Origin of the sequence: Bradyrhizobium sp. CCBAU 11361, assembly GCF_028128935.1 — a bacterium.
Classification (GTDB): Bacteria; Pseudomonadota; Alphaproteobacteria; order Rhizobiales; family Xanthobacteraceae; genus Bradyrhizobium; species Bradyrhizobium niftali.
In genome coordinates, this window is sequence record NZ_LBJZ01000013.1 from 53,233 (window position 1) to 70,362 (window position 17,130).

Below are 17,130 nucleotides of genomic sequence, written 5' to 3' on the forward strand. Positions count from 1 at the left end.
GCAAGGCTGCGGGACGCGCTTTGGAAGCGAGACTTTACACCACATCAAGAACGGTCATTTCAAAGAATTGCGTCGTGCTTACTTCGATGCGGTGGTCTTGTTTTCCATGTTGACGACCTGCACGCGGCGGTTGACCTCGGCCATCGGCTGGCTCGGGTCCTTCAGCTTGCTCTTGCCGTAGCCGACGGTGACGAGGTCGGTCGAGGATATGCTGTACTTCTCGACGAGGTAGCGCTTGATCGCATCTGCGCGGCGCTCCGACAGGTCCTGGTTGTAGGCCTCGCCACCGGCGGCGTCGGTGTGGCCGGCGACCACGAAGGTCGATCCCTTGAGGTCGGGGCTGGTTAGCGCGCGACCGAGCGCCTGCACCGAAGCCAGCGACTTGGTGCTGATATTGGCGGAGTTGTAGTCGAAGGTGATCTCGAGATCGATGTTCGGCTTGTCCTTGGCGACCGATGCGATTTCCTCGCGCTCGGTCGACGACAGCGAGCGCGTCGAGCGGCCGCGCACGGACTGGATCAGCTTGGTCTCCGACGCGCTCGGCGCGGGGTCGGCCTGCGGCGCGATCGAGAGGCCGCGGGTCAGCGGCTTCTTCTGCGGCGGCGCCAGTGCGCGGACGATCTCGTCCTCGGTGACGTTCTTGCTGTTGCCGTCGTCGGCGGCGAATGCGGGTGAGGCCGGCAGCGACAGCGCGGCGCCAATGGCCATGATGGACAGGATTGCGGTAAGTCCTTTTGCAGCCAATCTCATTGCCAGTCCCTCCTGCGCAGCTGACCTGCGTGGTTCCAAATTTCCTGCAATAGGCCCCCCGGGAAAGGCCGCCTGCGGCATCCGTCCCTTTAGTCTGTTTTGGGCGGCCGAGGGTTCGAGGCGTCCGCCGCCTCAACTCAAAAAAATACTAGCGGACTCCGTAGCTTGCGAATTCCTGAACGATGTTCGGATCCATCGCCTTGGCATTGGCGATGTCCAGCGCCCCTTCCTGGGCGGAGCCGTTACGCTGCTTGGCGAGGCCCCGTCCGTACAGCGAGGAGGTGAGGCGCGGATTGATCCTCAGGGCCGCATCGAAATCGGCGATGGCGTTCTTCACCGCCCCCGATTTCAGATTGACCAGCCCCCGGCTGTCCAGCGCATCGACGAAGTTCGGCCGCAGCCGCAGCGCTTCGTTGCAATCCTTCAGCGCGGCCTGGAGATCGCCGACCACGGTGCGGGTCCAGCAGCGGTTGTTCAGCGCCTCGACGTCCTTCGAGTTGATCCGGAGCGTGTCGTCGAAATCCTTGATGGCGAGGTTGTAGGCGCCCTTGCTGGCATAGACCTGGCCGCGCCGGTACAGCGCGTTCACGTCATCAGGATTGGCCGCGATCTTGGCCGTCAGGCCCTTGATGGTGGGGTCCTCCGCCAGCGCGGCCGCGCTAGGCCCGGCGTCCGCATTCGGCGCAGGAGCGGGATCGGCCGGTTTCACCGGCGGTGGCGGCGGGGGCAAGGCGGCCTCGACCTGCGGCTTCGGCGATGGGGCCGGTACGGGTGCGGGCGCGGGAGCGGGAGCCGGTGCGGCTGCCGTGTCGGCCGGCTTCGGCGGCGGAGGCAGTGATGGCGGCGCGGGTGGTGCCGGCGGCGGGTTATTGGCGACGACGGGCGGCGGAGCGGGGGGCGCGGCCGGCGGCGTTGTCGGACGCGATCCGCCGGCTCCCGGAATGAACGAGAAATCTTCGGCCAATGAAGAGGATATCCACGGCACCTGCTCACCGCGCGAGGCGCGGGTGACGCCCATCTTGGTGCGGTTCAGCGTCTCCTCGGCCATCAGGTCGGGGACGCGGATTTCCTTCAGCAGTTCCTGGACGAACAGGCTGTGCTCGCCGCCGGCATCCGAGACCACCGAGGCCAGCGCCGCCGAATACATCACCAGCGTGCCGTTCGGCGCGATGACCGGGGTCAGGCCGGCCGAGAAGCTGCGGAACCGGCGCTCGAACGGGTTGCGCCTGGAGGCATCGACCAGCGCGATCTTGACGCCGGCGCCGCGGGTGTTGAGCTCGCCGAGGACGGCTTCCAGGCTGAAACCGTCGCGGCGCACGTCGGATTCGGTCCAGATTTGCGCGTCGACCGGCAGCATGTAGCTCTGGCGCGCCGACTGGATGCCGAAACCGCTGAAGAATATCAGCGCCACCGAGCCAGGCTTGATCTTGCCGTAGAGCTTGTCGAAGGCGCGGCGCATGCCGTCGCCGGTCAGGTTCTCGCCGATTTCGACCGAAAAGCCGTCGCGCTTGAGCTCGTCGGCGATGTCACGGGCGTCGTTGAGCGGCTCCTTCAGCGGGGCGTCTGCATCCGGATATTTGGCGTTGCCGATGACCAGCGCATGTCGGTCGCCGGCCGCAAGCGACGGCGCGGTCGGGACGAGCGAAACGAGCAAGGGAAGAAGGAAAAGGAAGCGAATTTTCATAATCAGCGCGGTCCAGCCAAAAAGGCGCCGTTCCAGCTTGCGCCGTGGCGACCTTAACTTACGCAATGTGCATTATCAAACCGCGGAGAGGGGGCGTCAACCGCTTGGAGATTCGGCATTATCGCGACGATTGACCGCAACGCGTGGGTGCGCCACGCGGGGAATGAACCGGCCATCATGGTTGGGCTCGAGGCGATCTGGTTGGGCATTACAGCGGCCATGTCAGGGCACCCATGATTGGGGACCCATGTTAGGGGAGTCATGTTTACGGGAGTCTTGGCGCCGAAAATGTGATTGGTCTCACATTGGAGCGGGCCTCCACGCATCACGCGTGGCGTTTGACCTTTCCGGCGGACAATGGCTTGGTGCGCTCGTGCCTCCCCGAAGGTCCACTCACAAAAAAGAAAACCAAAAGCAGAACCATGGGAAACGCCTACGAAATCTACGCACTGCGCTATGCGACGATGTCGCCGCGCACCCCCAACATGAACTTCCTGGCGCCGGATCCGCATGACAGTGCGGCGCAGGACCTCGACTATTTCGTCTGGCTGATCCGCGGCGGCGGGCGCGACATCCTGGTCGACACCGGCTTCAATGCCGAGGAGGCGAGTGCGCGGGCGCGCAAGCTGACGCTCAATCCGGTCGATGCGCTGGAGCGCTTCGGTGTCGCGGCGTCGAGTATTCGCGACATCATCGTGACGCATCTGCATTACGACCACGCGGGCAATCTCGACCGCTTCCCGAACGCGCGCTTCCATCTCCAGGAGCGCGAGATGGCCTACGCGACCGGCCGCTGCATGTGCAACGGACTGCTGCGACATCCATTCTCGGTCGAACACGTCACGCAGATGGTGCGCCATGTCTATGGCGAGCGTGTCACCTTCTATTCCGGTGATGGCGAGATCGCGCCCGGCGTCACCGTGCACCGTGTCGGCGGCCATTCCGACGGCTTGCAGGTGGTCAAGGTCGAGACCGCGCGCGGGCCGGTGGTGCTGGCCTCCGACGCCGCGCATTACTACGCCAATCTCCAGCGCCGCAGCCCGTTCCCGATCGTCTACAATGTCGGTGACATGGCGGTTGGCTGGGAGACGATCGAGCGTCTCGCCGGCCATCCCGACAGGTTCATTCCCGGCCACGATCCGATCGTGACGGAGATCTATCCGCGTGCCAGCGACAAGGTCGATGCCTGGGCGCTGCATCTGCCGCCGTCAAAGTCGTTTGTGAAATGACGCGGTAGCGTCATTCCGGGGCGCGCGTAGCGCGAACCCGGAATCCAGAAGTTGCGGCGCGAGATTCCGGGTTCGCCGCTTTCGCGGCGCCCCGGAATGACAGGCGAGACTAATACGCCTGCTTGGCGTCGGCCTCTTCGCTGGTTTGGATCAGGTCGAGGCTCTGTTCGATCTTGCCGAGCAGCGCCGAGAGCTGCTTGCGCTCCTGCGCCGAAAGGCAGGCGAGGATCTCGTCCTCCCGCCGCAGCAATTGCGGGAACAGCTCTTCGTAGAGTGCGCGGCCTTTCTTCGTCAGTTGCAGACGGAATTCGCGGCGGTCGGCTTCGTTCTCGACCCGCTCGATCAGCGCCTCGTGCAACAGCATGGTCACCGCGCGGCTGATGGTGGATTTGTGCGTGCGGGTGCATTGCGAGATGTATTGCGCACTACAGGCATCGTTGCGGAAGCCGAGCGTCGCGATCACGCGCCAGGCGGGAATGTCGAGGCCGTGACGCTCCTGATACTCGACCGCGAGCGCGGAACTCACCTCCGCCGCAAGCCGGTTGAGGCGGAACGGCACGAACTTGAACAGGTCGAGCCGTGTTTTTGGCCGCGGCGACGCCTCGCCCGTCTCTTGTCTCTTCAGCACCGCATCGCTGGATGTTCTCGCCAAGGCTTGTGCTCCGAATTCCAGTTGACGGCCGGCCGGCTCCGGTCCAAAATAGTTGCACGTGAGACTATCTAGCAGATCAGCCCTCTCCTGACCAGAGCCGAGGTTAGCGCATGGCGCAGGTCGATACGCATCAGGCCAAGACCGTTCAAGCCAAGACCTTTCAAGCGAAGACCCAATTCGGCTATCGCCGCCACCCCGATCAGGATCGTCCCGGCCATGGCACGGCCGAGCATCCGGTCGTGATTGTCGGCGCGGGCCCGGTCGGGCTGTCGCTCGCGATCGATCTCGCGCAGCGTGGCCAGAGCGTCGTCCTTCTGGATGATGCCGACCGCATCGGCGAAGGCTCGCGCGCGATCTGCTTCTCGAAACGCTCGCTGGAATATTGGGACCGGCTCGGCGTCGGCGACCGCATGGTCGAGAAGGGCGTGGTGTGGAGCGTCGGCCGCATTTTCCACGGCGAATCCCAGCTCTACCAGTTCAACCTGCTGCCGGAAGACGGTCACAAGCGGCCGGCCTTCATCAATCTGCAGCAATATTATGCCGAGGCCTATCTGGTCGATCGCATCAGCGATTTGCCTGAGGTCGACCTGCGCTGGCGCAACAAGGTGACGGCGCTCGAGCAGCGCAACGATTCCGTCGCGCTGACGATCGAGACGCCGGAGGGCGCCTACCGCCTGCACGCGCAATATGTCGTCGCCTGCGACGGCGCGCGGTCGTCGCTCCGGCAGATGGTTGGCGCCGAGTTCGCCGGCCAGGTCTTCGAGGACCAGTTCCTGATCGCCGACGTCAAGATGACGGCGGAATTCCCGACCGAGCGCTGGTTCTGGTTCGATCCGCCGTTTCATGCCGGCCGCTCGGCGCTGCTGCACCGGCAGCCCGACGACGTCTGGCGCATCGACCTCCAGCTCAATCGCTACGCCGATCCCGTTGTCGAGAAGAAGCCGGAAAACGTGCGGCCGCGGATTGCGCGCATGCTGGGCCACGACAAGTTCGAATTCGAATGGATCTCGCTCTACAAATTCCAGTGCCGGCGGATGGACCGCTTCATCCATGGCCGTGTGGTCTTTGCCGGCGACTCCGCGCATCAGGTCTCGCCCTTCGGTGCGCGCGGCGCCAATTCGGGACTCGAGGACGCGGAAAACCTGTCCTGGAAGCTCGATCGCGTGCTGCGCGGCAAATCGCCCGCGAGCCTGCTGGAGAGCTACCATGTCGAGCGCAGCCTGGCGGCCGACGAGAACATCCGAGAATCGACCCGTTCGACCGATTTCATGGCGCCGAACTCGCACCAGGAGGCGCGGCTGCGCAAGGCGGTGCTGTCGCTCGCCAAGGAGACCGAGTTCGGCAAGCGCATGGTCAACGGCGGCCGGCTCTCGGTGCCGTGCAGCTATGATACGTCGCTGTCGTCGCCCGATGCGGATGCGTGGCACGGCGGACCGTCGCCCGGTTGCTCCATGCCCGATGCGCCCGTCTCGTCGAGTGCGGGCGAGCAGGCCTATCTGACGGATGCATTCCGCAAGGGTGGAACGGACTTCACCTTGCTGTCGTTCAGCAATGGCGCGCAGGTCGGCGCGCCCGAGGGCGTGAAGGATATCCGCATCGGCGGCGAGGGCGGGCTTGCCGATCCCTTGGGCCTCGTCGCAAAGCGCTACGACGCCGAGGCGGGTGCTGCCTATCTGCTCAGGCCCGATGGCTACGTTGCCGCGCGCTTCCGCCATCCGACGCGCGCGGCGATCGCGGCCGCGTTGTCGCGGGCCCAAGGATTGAATTGAAAGGCTTGAATTGAGGATTCGCATGCCGCTTTCAACCAGCTCCAACTTCGCGCGGCCTGACGATGCCTTTCGCGCCATCGTCGAAGCGCATCGCGGCTTCACTGACGAGCAGAGTGCCGATTTCGACGCGGCGCTGGTGCTGATCCTCGCCAACCATATCGGTGACATCGACGTGCTGCGGGAGGCGATCGGGCTCGCGAAGCGCCGCATGATCGACGGCGCGCAGCAACAACAGCAACAACAATAACCCAAAGACCTGAGGATGAATTTGATGGCGAAGAACTTCGCATCCACCGGCGATCTCGCCGAGAAGAAGATCACCTTCTCGGAGATCGGCACCGATCTCTACGCCTTCACCGCCGAGGGCGATCCCAACACCGCCATCATTGTCGGCGACGACGGCTGCCTCGTGTTCGACGCGCAGGCCACGCCGGCGATGGCCAACAAGGTCATCGAGCGGGTCCGCACCGTCACCGACAAGCCGATCAAATATGTCGTGCTGTCGCACTATCACGCCGTGCGCGTGCTGGGGGCCTCTGCCTACAAGGCGCAGGGCATCGTTGCCTCGCAGGAGACCTATCGCCTCATCGAGGAACGCGGCAAGCAGGATTGGGATTCCGAATACGGCCGCTTCCCGCGCCTGTTCCAGGATGCGCAGAGCATTCCCGGCCTGACCTGGCCAACGCTCACCTTCGAGGGCGAGATGTCGATCTATCTCGGCAAGCGCGAGGTTCGCCTGATGCAGTTAGGGGCCGGCCACACCTCGGGCGACATCGTCGCCTGGGTGCCGGATGCGGAAGTGATGTTCTCCGGCGACCTCATCGAGTATCACTCGGCCTGCTATTGCGGCGACGCGCATTTGCGCGAATGGCCGCTGACGCTGAACGAGATCCGCAACTTCAATCCCAGGGCGATCGCGCCGGGCCGCGGTGACGCGCTGAAGGGGACCGCCACCGTGCGCGAAGCCATCGCGATGACGCGCGACTTCGTCACCTCGCTCTATGGCGCAGCCGAAATCTCGGTCGCGAAGGGTCGCACGCTGAAGGAATCGATGGCGGCGACGCGCGAGGTGATGGATCCGAAATTCCACAGCTTCTCCATCTACGAGCACTGCCTGCCGTTCAACGTGTCGCGCGCCTATGACGAAGCGTCGGGGATCGACGATCCCGTGATCTGGACCGACAAGCGCGACCAGGAGATGTGGGCCGCCCTGCAAGGAGGAGGATAATCATGAACATCAATACCTCGCCCGATCAGATCATCCGCAGCTCGGCCCAGGTCACGCCGGGCTACATGTCCGGCTTCGGCAACAGTTTTGAGACCGAGGCGCTGCCGGGCGCGCTGCCGATCGGGCGCAACTCGCCGCAGCGCTGCGCTTACGGGCTTTATGCCGAGCAGCTCTCGGGCTCGCCCTTCACCGCGCCGCGCGGCACCAATGAGCGCTCCTGGCTCTATCGCATCCGCCCCTCGGTGAAGCACTCCGGCCGTTTCGAGAAGGCCGACGCCGGCCTGTGGCGCTCGGCGCCCTGCCACGAGAATGATTTGCCGATCGCGCAGCTGCGCTGGGACCCGGCGCCGATCCCGAAGGAGGACATGACCTTCCTCCAGGGCGTGCAGACCATGACGACCGCCGGTGACGTCAACACGCAGGCCGGCATGGCCGCGCATGTCTACCTCATCACCAGGTCGATGGTGGACCAGCATTTCTACAATGCCGACGGCGAGCTGATGTTCGTGCTCCAGCAGGGCAATCTGCGGCTCGTCACCGAATTCGGCCGCATCGACGCCGAGCCCGGCGAGATCGTGGTGATTCCGCGCGGTGTCAAGTTCCGCGTCGAGATTCCGAACGGGCCGGCGCGCGGTTATCTCTGCGAGAATTACGGCGGCGCCTTCACGCTGCCGGAGCGCGGCCCGATCGGCGCCAATTGCCTCGCCAATGCGCGCGACTTCCTCACCCCGGTGGCGAATTACGAGGACAAGGACACGCCGACCGAGCTCTACGTGAAATGGGGCGGCGCGCTGTTCAAGACGCAGCTCGCCCATTCGCCGATCGACGTCGTCGCCTGGCACGGCAATTACGCGCCGTACAAATACGATCTGCGCACCTTCTCTCCCGTCGGCGCGATCGGCTTCGACCATCCCGATCCCTCGATCTTCACGGTGCTCACCTCGCCGTCGGAGACCGCGGGCACCGCGAACATCGATTTCGTGATCTTCCCGGAGCGCTGGATGGTCGCCGACAACACCTTCCGGCCGCCCTGGTACCACATGAACATCATGAGCGAGTTCATGGGCCTGATCTACGGCGTCTACGACGCCAAGCCGCAAGGCTTCGTCCCCGGCGGCATCAGCCTGCACAATTGCATGCTGCCGCACGGCCCCGACCGCGACGCGTTCGAGCATGCCAGCAATGGCGAATTGAAGCCGGTGAAGCTGACCGGCACGATGGCCTTCATGTTCGAGACCCGCTACCCACAGCGCGTCACCGCGCATGCTGCGAATTCGTCGACGCTTCAGGACGATTACGCGGATTGCTGGAAGGGCCTGGAGAAGCGGTTCGATCCGAACAAGCCGTGACGTTTTGTTGCTCGTCATCGCCGGGCTTGACCCGGCGATCCATCCCTCTTCGAAATGATGGATGCCCGGGTCAAGCCCGGGCATGACGACTATCTGATTGGAGACTCCTGTGCCCCACCCCAACGACCCCAGCCTCCGCTCCTTCATCGACGTCGATCCCGCCTCCGACTTCCCGATCCAGAACCTGCCCTATGGCGTGTTCTCGACCGCGGCCAACCCGACGCCGCGGGTCGGCGTCGCGATCGGCAATTACGTGCTCGATCTCTGGGAGATCGAGCAGGACTCGCGTCTCGATGTTGGCGCGCTCGGCGTGTTCTCCGGGCCCTCGCTCAATCCGTTCATGGCGCTGGGGCCGAAGGTCTGGGCGAAGACGCGGGCGCGGATCAGCGAACTCTTGCGCGCGGATCATCCGGAGCTGCGCGACAATGAGGAGCTGCGCAAGCAGGCCCTGGTGCCGATGCGCGATGCCAGGCTGCACATGCCGTTCGCGGTCTCCGGCTATACCGATTTCTATTCCTCCAGGGAGCACGCCACCAATGTCGGCGTTATGTTCCGCGGCAAGGACAACGCGCTCCAGCCGAACTGGCTGCATATGCCGATCGCCTATAACGGCCGCGCCTCCACCGTCGTGGTCTCCGGCACCAGCGTGAAGCGCCCGCGCGGGCAGTTGAAGCCGCCGAATGTCGACGTGCCGAGCTTTGGGCCATGCAAGCGGCTCGATTTCGAGCTGGAGATGGGTGTCGTGGTCGGCCAGCCCTCAGCCATGGGCGGCATGCTTACTGAGAGCCAGGCCGAAGAGATGATCTTCGGTTTCGTCCTGCTCAACGACTGGAGCGCGCGCGACATCCAGCAATGGGAGTACGTGCCGCTCGGTCCGTTCCTGGCAAAAGCGTTTGCGACCTCGATCAGCCCGTGGGTGGTGACGCGCGAGGCGCTGGAGCCGTTCCGCCTGAAGGGGCCGGAGCAGGAGCCGGCGCCGCTCGACTATCTCAAGCAGGCCAAGCCGCAGAATTACAGCATCGAGCTCGATGTTTCGTTGCGGCCCGGCGGCGCGAACGCGCCCACGGGCATCAGCCGCACCAATTTCAAGTACATGTACTGGTCGTCGGTGCAGCAGCTCATGCACCACGCCTCCTCGGGCTGCGCCATGAACGTCGGCGATCTCCTCGGCAGCGGCACCATCTCCGGCCCGGAGAAGAACCAGCGCGGCAGCCTGCTCGAGATCAGCTGGAACGGCACCGAGCCGGTCGAATTGCCCGGCGGCATCAAGCGCTCGTTCCTGGAGGACGGCGACAGCCTCGTCATGCGCGGCTGGTGCCAGGGCAACGGCTATCGCGTCGGCTTTGGCGCGGTCGAGGGGACGATTCTGGCGGCGGAGTGAACTCCGTCGTCGCCACAAACTCCGTCATTGCGAGGAGCGAAGCGACGAAGCAATCCAGACTGTCTCCGCGGAGATAGTCTGGATTGCTTCGCTGCGCTCGCAATGACGATGTGGAAGCAGCTCACCGCCTCTCCGGCGGCACGTCGCGGATCCGCGCGCAATGCGCCGCGACATCCTCCGCGCTGTACTTCAAATGCACCCGCTTGTCCGACGGCGCGTGCTTCGTCACGCATACGCCTGGCCGCCATTCCTGCGTCGGCCTGATCGGGCGCGGGGCAAAGCCGCCGCCGCAGTTCGGGCAGACGTTGGAGAGCTTGGTCTCGACGCAGTCCGCACAGAACGTGCATTCATAGGAGCAGATCCGCGCATCCGTTGCATCGGGCGGCAGGTCGCGGTCGCAATATTCGCAGTTCGGTCGAAGCTGGAGGGCCATGGTCGAATCTCCGGATCGGCTGGATCATCGCAGACGGTGCGTGACGCGCGAATGCCGTAGTTCCCTCGATTTCAGCCAGGCTTCAGCTCCCTCAGCGGCAGCCGCGTGCTCTCCTTCAGCCGGTCGAGCACGATCGAGGAGCGGACATGCGCCACGCTCTGGTGCGGCATCAACACGTCGTTGACGAGGTTGGAGAGGCCTTTCAAATCGCGCAGCACGGCTTTCAGCACGTAATCGGCATCGCCCGTCAGCGAATAGGCCTCCTGGATCTCGTCGATGCGGTTGACCAGCGCGCGGAACCGCTTGGAATTGTCCGGCGAGTGGGTCGCGAGCCCCACCTGGATGAAGGCGATCACCCCGAAGCCGAGTGCCTCGCTGGAAAGATCGGCGTGATAGCCCGATATCACCTTCTCCTCCTCCAGCCGCATCCGCCGGCGCGAGCATTGCGAGGCCGAGAGACCGGCGAGATCGGCGAGCTCCTGGTTGGTGAGGCGGCCGTCGTCCTGGAGCGCGCCGAGGATCTTGAGGTCGAAAGCGTCCACCGAAATCATGCGCGTTTTATCCATTTGATGCACAGATCATGCATATGATAGCCAAAAGGCGTCCCGTTTGCACGCCTCTTGCGCGTCCCATGAAGGATAGTTCCTCCCAGCAGCCATTTGGGAGAGCAGCATGGGTCCGTTTCCGCACGATGCACCGCCGGCCACCATCACCGCCGACAATCCGATGGGCACCGACGGGTTCGAGTTCGTCGAATATGCACATCCCAATCCGGGCGAGCTGCACGCGCTGTTCAAGCTGATGGGCTACGCGCCCGTCGCGCGCCACAAGACCAAGGCAATCACGGTCTATCGCCAGGGCGACATCAACTATCTCGTCAACGAGGAGCCCGGCACCCACGGCTATGATTTCGTCGCCGCGCACGGTCCCTGTGCCCCGTCGATGGCGTTTCGCGTCGTCGACGCGAAGGCGGCCTATGACCGCGCGATCGCGCTCGGCGCCGAGCCCGCGGATGTGTCATCGGCGCAGAAGACGCTCGACGTGCCCGCGATCAAGGGCATCGGCGGCAGCCTGCTCTATTTCGTCGACCGCTACGGCGCCAAGGGCTCGGCCTACGACGCCGAGTTCGAATGGCTTGGCGCGCGCGATCCCAAGCCGGCTGGTGCCGGCCTGTTCTATCTCGACCACCTCACCCACAACGTCCATCGCGGCCGCATGGATGTGTGGACGGGCTTCTACCAAAAGCTGTTCAACTTTCGCCAGATCCGCTTCTTCGATATCGAGGGCCGCGCCTCCGGCCTGTTCTCGCGCGCGCTGACCAGCCCCGACGGGAAGATCCGGATTCCGATCAACGAGGACGCCGGCGATTCCGGCCAGATCGAGGAATATCTGAATATCTATCGCGGCGAGGGCATCCAGCACATCGCCTGCGGCTGCCGCGACATCCACCCCACCATCGAAGGCCTGCGCGAAGCCGGCCTGCCCTTCATGCCGTCGCCGCCAAACACCTATTTCGAGCGGATCGACGCGCGCCTGCCGAAGCATGGTGAGGACGTCGCGCGGCTTCAGAAGAACGGCATCCTGATCGACGGCGAAGGCGTCGTCGACGGCGGCCAGACCAAGGTGCTGCTCCAGATCTTCTCCGCCAACGCGATCGGCCCGATCTTCTTCGAGTTCATCCAGCGCAAGGGCGACGACGGTTTTGGCGAGGGCAACTTCAAGGCCCTGTTCGAATCGATCGAGGAGGACCAGATCCGGCGCGGCGTGCTGAAGGTGGATGACGCGGCGTAGGGCTCGCACTTCTAGCCAGACTGCAGCGTCACAACAGGTGTCGTCCCGGCGAAGGCCGGGACCCATAACCCCAGGGAGAAGTTGTGGCGCGCGGCTGGTAACTCCTAGTCTTCGCAAAACCACATCCTGTGGTTATGGGTCCCGGCCTTCGCCGGGACGACGGCGGAGTGCGGTGCGGCGGCGGAGACTCTACCTCTGCCACGCCTTCGTCACCGCACCAATCTCCGCGCCCTCCGGCTCGCGCACCGCGGATGGTGTGCGTGAGAATCGCGGCGCCGGCGCGGGCTGTTTCACGCCGTGGCGTTCGACGAACACCTGCCGGGCGACCATGTGCGGATGCTGCGTCGCCTCCGACATGGTCAGCACCGGCGCGAAGCAGATGTCGGTGCCTTCCATGATCTTGCACCAGTCCTCGCGCGTCTTGCTCTTGAACACGGCTTTCAGCTTTTCCTTCAGCGCCGGCCAGGCCTTGCGGTCCATCTGCGCGTCGAAATCGGCGTCGGAGAGGCCCGCGTGCTGGCGCAGCAGCGCGTAGAATTGCGGCTCGATCGAACCGATCGAGACGAAATGGCCGCAGGCGCATTCGTAGACACCGTAGAAATGCGCGCCGCCGTCGAGGAAGTTCTGGTTGCGCCCTTCGGTCCAGCGGCCGATCGTGGTCATGTCGAAGAAGAACGACATCAGCGACGCCGCGCCGTCGCACATCGCCGCGTCGACCACCTGGCCCTTGCCGGACCTCGAGGCTTCGAGGAGCGCCGCGAGCACGCCGACGACGAGATAGAGCGCGCCGCCGCCGAAATCGCCGACCAGATTGAGCGGCGGCACCGGTGCTTCCTTGGTGCCGATCGCGGCGAGCGCGCCGGTGATGGAGATGTAGTTGATGTCGTGGCCGGCGGCGTTGGCGAGCGGGCCTTCCTGGCCCCAGCCGGTCATGCGGCCGTAGACGAGCTTTGGGTTGCGCGCGAGCACAATGTCAGGGCCGAGCCCGAGTCGCTCCATCACGCCGGGACGAAAACCTTCGACCAGCGCATCGGCGCTGGCAAGCAGGTCGAGCACCTCCGCGATCGCCGCCTTGTCCTTGAGGTCGAGCTCGATCACCTTGCGGCCGCGCCCGGCCACCGACTTCATGCTCTTCCTGGCGCCGACACGGTCGAGCGTGACGACGTCGGCACCCATGTCGGCCAGCATCATGCAGGCGAACGGGCCGGGCCCGATGCCGGCGAATTCGACGATGCGGAAGCCGGAGAGCGGACCGGAGGAGCGGACGGACGAGGTGGGGGCTGATTTGTCGAGCACGTTGTTGTTTCCTCGGGTCGCGGGCAAATGCCGATGATCCGGCAAACGCCTCTGACGTTGCTCTTGGGGGCGAGTTAATTGGCTGATTAACTTTTCTCGCCTTCCCGCCAGCGAGGCAAGCGGTTTTCATGCATGGGCGCATAATAAAAGCGGCGCGCATTTCTGCGCGCCGCGGAAAATTTGTGTTCAGTCGCTAGAGCGGCATCGTCAGCCGGACGCCGCCACCGCGCGCTGCGCCATCACCTTGATGAGGTTGGCGCGGTACTCTGACGTGCCGTGGATATCGGACAGAAGTCCGCTCGCCGAAATCGTCACGCCGTCGATCGCCGACGGCGACCAGTTCGCCTTCAGCGCGGCCTCGATCGCGGGCACCCGCACCACGCCGCTCTGCGAGGCACCGGTCGCGGCGACGCGGATCTCGCCCGACTTCGTCTGCGCGACGAACACGCCGGTCAGCGCAAAGCGCGAGGCCGGATGCGGGAATTTCGCGTAGCCCGCTTTCGCCGGAACCGGGAACGACACGGCGGTGATGATCTCGCCGTCCTCGAGCGCCGTCGTAAACAGGCCCTTGAAGAAATCCTCCGCCGAGATCGACCGCTTGTTGGTCTTCACGGTGGCGCCGAGCGCCAGCGTCGCGGCCGGATAATCCGCGGCGGGGTCGTTGTTGGCGAGCGAGCCGCCGATCGTGCCGCGGTAGCGCACGGCGGGGTCGCCGATCAGCGACGCGAGATAGGCGAGCGCCGGAATCGCCTTCTTCACGGTGTCGCTGGTCGCGACGTCGTAATGCGGCGTGGCGGCCTTGATGGTCAGCGTGTCGCCGGAGGCCTCGACCCCGATCATGTCCTTGATCTTGCCGAGGTCGATCACGTCCGAGGGACTGGCGAGGCGCTGCTTCATGACCGGCAGCAGCGTTTGGCCACCGGCGAGGAATTTTGCCTCGCTGCTCTTGCCGAACAGGCTGACGGCTTCGTCGACCGAGGAAGCGCGATGATAGGTTGTCTGGTACATCTTTGATGCTCCTGAAATCTTTTCTCTGTCATTCCGGGATGCGCCGAAGGTGCAGACCCGGAATCTCGAGGTTGAATTCGTAGCTCCAGATTCCGGGTTCGACGCTTCGCGTCGCCCCGGAATGACGATGGTGGTCAAGCCGCGTGGATCGTGCGCCACACCCGGTCGGGGGTTGCGGGCATTTCCAGGTTGTTCTTGCCGATCGCATCCGTGATCGCATTGATCACGGCCGCAGAGGCGCCGATCGCGCCGGCCTCACCGCAGCCCTTGATGCCGAGCGGATTGCCCGGGCACAGGGTCGTGGTGTGGGAGAGGTTGAACGAGGGCAGGTCGTCGGCGCGCGGCATGGCGTAGTCCATGAACGAGGCCGTGACCGGCTGGCCATTGGCATCGTAGATCGCGTGCTCGAGCAGGGCCTGCCCGATGCCCTGGGCGAGGCCGCCATGGACCTGTCCCTCGACGATCATCGGGTTGATCAGCCGGCCGAAATCGTCGGCGGCGACGAAGTTGACGAAACTCGTCTTGCCGGTGCCGGCATCGACCTCGAGCTCGCAGATATACGTGCCGGCCGGGAAGGTGAAGTTGGTCGGGTCATAGAAGGCGCTTTCCTTCAGGCCCGGCTCCATCCCGTCAGGCAGGTTGTGCGCGGTGTAGGCCGCGAGCGCGACCATCGGGAAGGCGATCGCCTTGTCGGTGCCGGTCACCTTGAACTCGCCGTTCTCGATGACGATGTCGGCTTCCGACGCTTCCAGCGCATGGGCGGCGATCTTCCTGGCCTTGGACTCCATCTTCTCCATGGCCTTCAGGATCGCGGTGAGGCCGACGGCCGCCGAGCGCGAGCCGTAAGTGCCCATGCCGAACTGCACCTTGTCGGTGTCGCCATGGACGATCGAGACCTGGCTGATCGGAACCCCCAGGCGCTCCGCGACGAGTTGGCAGAACGTCGTCTCGTGACCCTGGCCGTGGCTGTGCGAGCCCGTGAGGATCTCGATCGTGCCGACCGGGTTGACGCGGACCTCGGCGGATTCCCAAAGACCGACGCCGGCACCCAGGCTGCCGACGGCCTTCGACGGCGCGATGCCGCAGGCCTCGATGTAGCAGGACACGCCGATGCCGCGCAGCTTGCCGTCCGCCTTGGCCTTGGCCTTGCGCGCAGCGAAGCCGGCATAGTCGATCGCCTTCATCGCCGCGTCGAGCGAGGCGTTAAAGTCGCCGGTGTCGTAGGCCATGATCACGGGCGTCTGGTGCGGGAACTGGGTGATGAAGTTGGTCCGGCGCAGTGCGGCCGGATCGACCTTCAGCTGCCGCGCGGCCGTCTCCATCAGCCGCTCGATCAGATAGCTCGCCTCGGGGCGGCCCGCGCCGCGATAGGCGTCGACCGGCGTGGTGTTGGTGTAGACCCCGATCACCTCGGCATGGATTGCCGGGATGTTGTACTGGCCCGACAACAGCGTCGCGTAGAGATAGGTCGGCACCGACGAGGAGAACAGCGACATGTAGGCGCCGAAATTGGCGTAGGTCTTCACCTTGAGGCCGGTGATCTTGTTGCTGGCGTCGAACGCCATTTCGGCATGGGTGACATGGTCGCGGCCATGCGCATCGGTGAGGAAGGCCTCGGTGCGGTCGCCGGTCCATTTCACGGGACGGCCGACCTTCTTCGAGGCCCACAGCGCCACCATCTCCTCGGGATAGATGAAGATCTTGGAGCCGAAGCCGCCGCCGACGTCGGGCGCGATCACCCGCAGCTTGTGCTCGGGGGCGATGTTGTAGAACGCCGACAGCACGAGGCGGGCGACGTGCGGGTTCTGCGACGTCGTATAGAGCGTGAAATGCTCTTCCGCGGCATCATAATCGGCGATCGCCGCGCGCGGCTCCATCGCGTTCGGCGCGAGGCGGTTGTTGGTGACGTCGAGCTTCACGACATTGGCGGCCTTGGCGAAAGCCGCATCCGTGGCGCCCTCGTCGCCGATCACCCAGTCATAGACCTGGTTGCCGGGCGCTTCAGGGTGAAGCTGCGGCGCGCCGGCCTTGATCGCGGCGTGGACGTCGGCGACGGCGGGGAGTTCCTCGTAATCGACGACGACAGCTTCCGCCGCGTCGCGCGCCAGATTCTTGCTGTCGGCGATCACGACCGCGACGGCCTGTCCGACGAAGCGCACCGTCTCCGGCGCCATCGCCGGCCATGCGCCCATCTTCATCGGGCTGCCGTCCTTGGAGGTGATGGCCCAGCCGCAGATCAGGTTGCCGACCTTGTCGTCGACCAGCTGCTGTCCGGTGAGCACCGCGACCACGCCCGGCATCTTCAGCGCAGCGGACGAGTCGATCTTCTTCACCTTGGCGTGCGCGTGCGGGCTTCTGATGAAATGGGCATGGGTCATGCCCACCAATTTGATGTCGTCGACGTAGCGGCCCTTGCCGGTAATGAAACGCTTGTCTTCCTTGCGCACGACTCGCGCGCCGATACCTTCAACACCCATGTCTGGTCCTCCCGACCGGAATTATTTTGACTGCGCTTTCCATCGAAAGCCGCAGTGGTGGTCTTCGTTCGAGGCGGGCGGCC

General features: G+C 64.7%; 15 protein-coding genes. 7 read left to right on the forward strand and 8 right to left on the reverse strand.

Annotated elements, in window-relative coordinates; all coding sequences use genetic code 11:
* Positions 1–78: 78 nt before the first annotated feature.
* Positions 79–750 carry an OmpA family protein gene (locus XI08_RS05350; RefSeq protein WP_167771563.1) on the reverse strand — a complete coding sequence of 224 codons (672 nt, stop codon included), beginning with the start codon at positions 748–750 and terminating at the stop codon, positions 79–81.
* Positions 751–898: 148 nt separating this feature from the next.
* Positions 899–2,434 (reverse strand): caspase family protein, encoded by a 1,536-nt coding sequence (locus XI08_RS05355; protein ID WP_271573649.1) that lies wholly within the window; start codon positions 2,432–2,434, stop codon positions 899–901.
* A gap of 422 nt (positions 2,435–2,856) precedes the next feature.
* On the opposite strand from XI08_RS05355, the gene XI08_RS05360 reads away from it, so the two are divergent.
* On the forward strand, positions 2,857–3,663 hold the full coding sequence (locus XI08_RS05360; protein ID WP_271573650.1) for an N-acyl homoserine lactonase family protein: 807 nt from the start codon (positions 2,857–2,859) through the stop codon (positions 3,661–3,663).
* Between the two features lie 109 nt (positions 3,664–3,772).
* Here XI08_RS05360 and XI08_RS05365 read toward each other — a convergent pair whose 3' ends face one another.
* A complete protein-coding gene (locus tag XI08_RS05365) occupies positions 3,773–4,315 on the reverse strand; it encodes a MarR family winged helix-turn-helix transcriptional regulator (protein ID WP_271573651.1) in 543 nt (180 codons plus the stop codon).
* Positions 4,316–4,425: 110 nt separating this feature from the next.
* On the opposite strand from XI08_RS05365, the gene XI08_RS05370 reads away from it, so the two are divergent.
* The 5 genes from XI08_RS05370 to fahA all read left to right on the forward strand — a co-directional run bounded on the left by XI08_RS05370 (position 4,426) and on the right by fahA (position 10,042).
* The gene (locus tag XI08_RS05370) at positions 4,426–6,084 is read left to right on the forward strand and encodes an FAD-dependent oxidoreductase (RefSeq protein WP_271573652.1); all 1,659 of its coding nucleotides are present in this window, start codon (positions 4,426–4,428) and stop codon (positions 6,082–6,084) included.
* A 22-nt stretch (positions 6,085–6,106) separates the two neighbouring features.
* On the forward strand, positions 6,107–6,331 hold the full coding sequence (locus tag XI08_RS05375) for a DUF2783 domain-containing protein (protein ID WP_271573653.1): 225 nt from the start codon (positions 6,107–6,109) through the stop codon (positions 6,329–6,331).
* Between the two features lie 24 nt (positions 6,332–6,355).
* Entirely contained in the window at positions 6,356–7,312 is a 957-nt protein-coding gene (locus XI08_RS05380; protein ID WP_271573654.1) for an MBL fold metallo-hydrolase, read from the forward strand.
* A gap of 2 nt (positions 7,313–7,314) precedes the next feature.
* On the forward strand, positions 7,315–8,661 hold the full coding sequence (gene hmgA, locus XI08_RS05385) for a homogentisate 1,2-dioxygenase (RefSeq protein WP_271573655.1): 1,347 nt from the start codon (positions 7,315–7,317) through the stop codon (positions 8,659–8,661).
* A 109-nt stretch (positions 8,662–8,770) separates the two neighbouring features.
* Positions 8,771–10,042, forward strand: a complete 1,272-nt coding sequence (fahA, locus tag XI08_RS05390; RefSeq protein WP_271573656.1) for a fumarylacetoacetase — start codon at positions 8,771–8,773, stop codon at positions 10,040–10,042.
* Between the two features lie 121 nt (positions 10,043–10,163).
* Here fahA and XI08_RS05395 read toward each other — a convergent pair whose 3' ends face one another.
* Positions 10,164–10,475, reverse strand: coding sequence for a DUF1272 domain-containing protein (locus tag XI08_RS05395; RefSeq protein WP_271573657.1), 312 nt, complete (start codon positions 10,473–10,475; stop codon positions 10,164–10,166).
* A 71-nt stretch (positions 10,476–10,546) separates the two neighbouring features.
* Positions 10,547–11,026: an Lrp/AsnC family transcriptional regulator gene (locus XI08_RS05400; RefSeq protein WP_025576029.1), complete on the reverse strand. Its 480-nt coding sequence runs from the start codon at positions 11,024–11,026 to the stop codon at positions 10,547–10,549.
* A gap of 121 nt (positions 11,027–11,147) precedes the next feature.
* Here XI08_RS05400 and hppD point away from each other — a divergent pair, with 121 nt between their 5' ends.
* The gene (gene hppD / locus XI08_RS05405; RefSeq protein WP_271573658.1) at positions 11,148–12,266 is read left to right on the forward strand and encodes a 4-hydroxyphenylpyruvate dioxygenase; all 1,119 of its coding nucleotides are present in this window, start codon (positions 11,148–11,150) and stop codon (positions 12,264–12,266) included.
* Between the two features lie 189 nt (positions 12,267–12,455).
* Here hppD and XI08_RS05410 read toward each other — a convergent pair whose 3' ends face one another.
* The 3 genes from XI08_RS05410 to XI08_RS05420 all read right to left on the reverse strand — a co-directional run bounded on the left by XI08_RS05410 (position 12,456) and on the right by XI08_RS05420 (position 17,047).
* The gene (locus XI08_RS05410; protein WP_271573659.1) at positions 12,456–13,562 is read right to left on the reverse strand and encodes a CaiB/BaiF CoA transferase family protein; all 1,107 of its coding nucleotides are present in this window, start codon (positions 13,560–13,562) and stop codon (positions 12,456–12,458) included.
* Between the two features lie 207 nt (positions 13,563–13,769).
* Positions 13,770–14,570, reverse strand: a complete 801-nt coding sequence (locus XI08_RS05415) for an FAD binding domain-containing protein (RefSeq protein ID WP_271573660.1) — start codon at positions 14,568–14,570, stop codon at positions 13,770–13,772.
* A 134-nt stretch (positions 14,571–14,704) separates the two neighbouring features.
* A complete protein-coding gene (locus XI08_RS05420; RefSeq protein WP_271573661.1) occupies positions 14,705–17,047 on the reverse strand; it encodes a xanthine dehydrogenase family protein molybdopterin-binding subunit in 2,343 nt (780 codons plus the stop codon).
* Between the last annotated feature and the right edge of the window lie 83 nt (positions 17,048–17,130).

Bases quoted from the DNA above. Each gene is read 5' to 3' on its own strand.
- XI08_RS05420 (WP_271573661.1), bottom strand. From the start codon at position 17,047: ATGGGTGTTGAAGGTATCGGCGCGCGAGTCGTGCGCAAGGAAGACAAG.
- XI08_RS05400 (WP_025576029.1), bottom strand. From the start codon at position 11,026: ATGATTTCGGTGGACGCTTTCGACCTCAAGATCCTCGGCGCGCTCCAG.
- XI08_RS05370 (WP_271573652.1), top strand. From the start codon at position 4,426: ATGGCGCAGGTCGATACGCATCAGGCCAAGACCGTTCAAGCCAAGACC.
- XI08_RS05360 (WP_271573650.1), top strand. From the start codon at position 2,857: ATGGGAAACGCCTACGAAATCTACGCACTGCGCTATGCGACGATGTCG.
- XI08_RS05415 (WP_271573660.1), bottom strand. From the start codon at position 14,570: ATGTACCAGACAACCTATCATCGCGCTTCCTCGGTCGACGAAGCCGTC.
- XI08_RS05355 (WP_271573649.1), bottom strand. From the start codon at position 2,434: ATGAAAATTCGCTTCCTTTTCCTTCTTCCCTTGCTCGTTTCGCTCGTC.
- hppD (WP_271573658.1), top strand. From the start codon at position 11,148: ATGGGTCCGTTTCCGCACGATGCACCGCCGGCCACCATCACCGCCGAC.
- XI08_RS05395 (WP_271573657.1), bottom strand. From the start codon at position 10,475: ATGGCCCTCCAGCTTCGACCGAACTGCGAATATTGCGACCGCGACCTG.
- XI08_RS05350 (WP_167771563.1), bottom strand. From the start codon at position 750: ATGAGATTGGCTGCAAAAGGACTTACCGCAATCCTGTCCATCATGGCC.
- XI08_RS05375 (WP_271573653.1), top strand. From the start codon at position 6,107: ATGCCGCTTTCAACCAGCTCCAACTTCGCGCGGCCTGACGATGCCTTT.
- hmgA (WP_271573655.1), top strand. From the start codon at position 7,315: ATGAACATCAATACCTCGCCCGATCAGATCATCCGCAGCTCGGCCCAG.
- XI08_RS05380 (WP_271573654.1), top strand. From the start codon at position 6,356: ATGGCGAAGAACTTCGCATCCACCGGCGATCTCGCCGAGAAGAAGATC.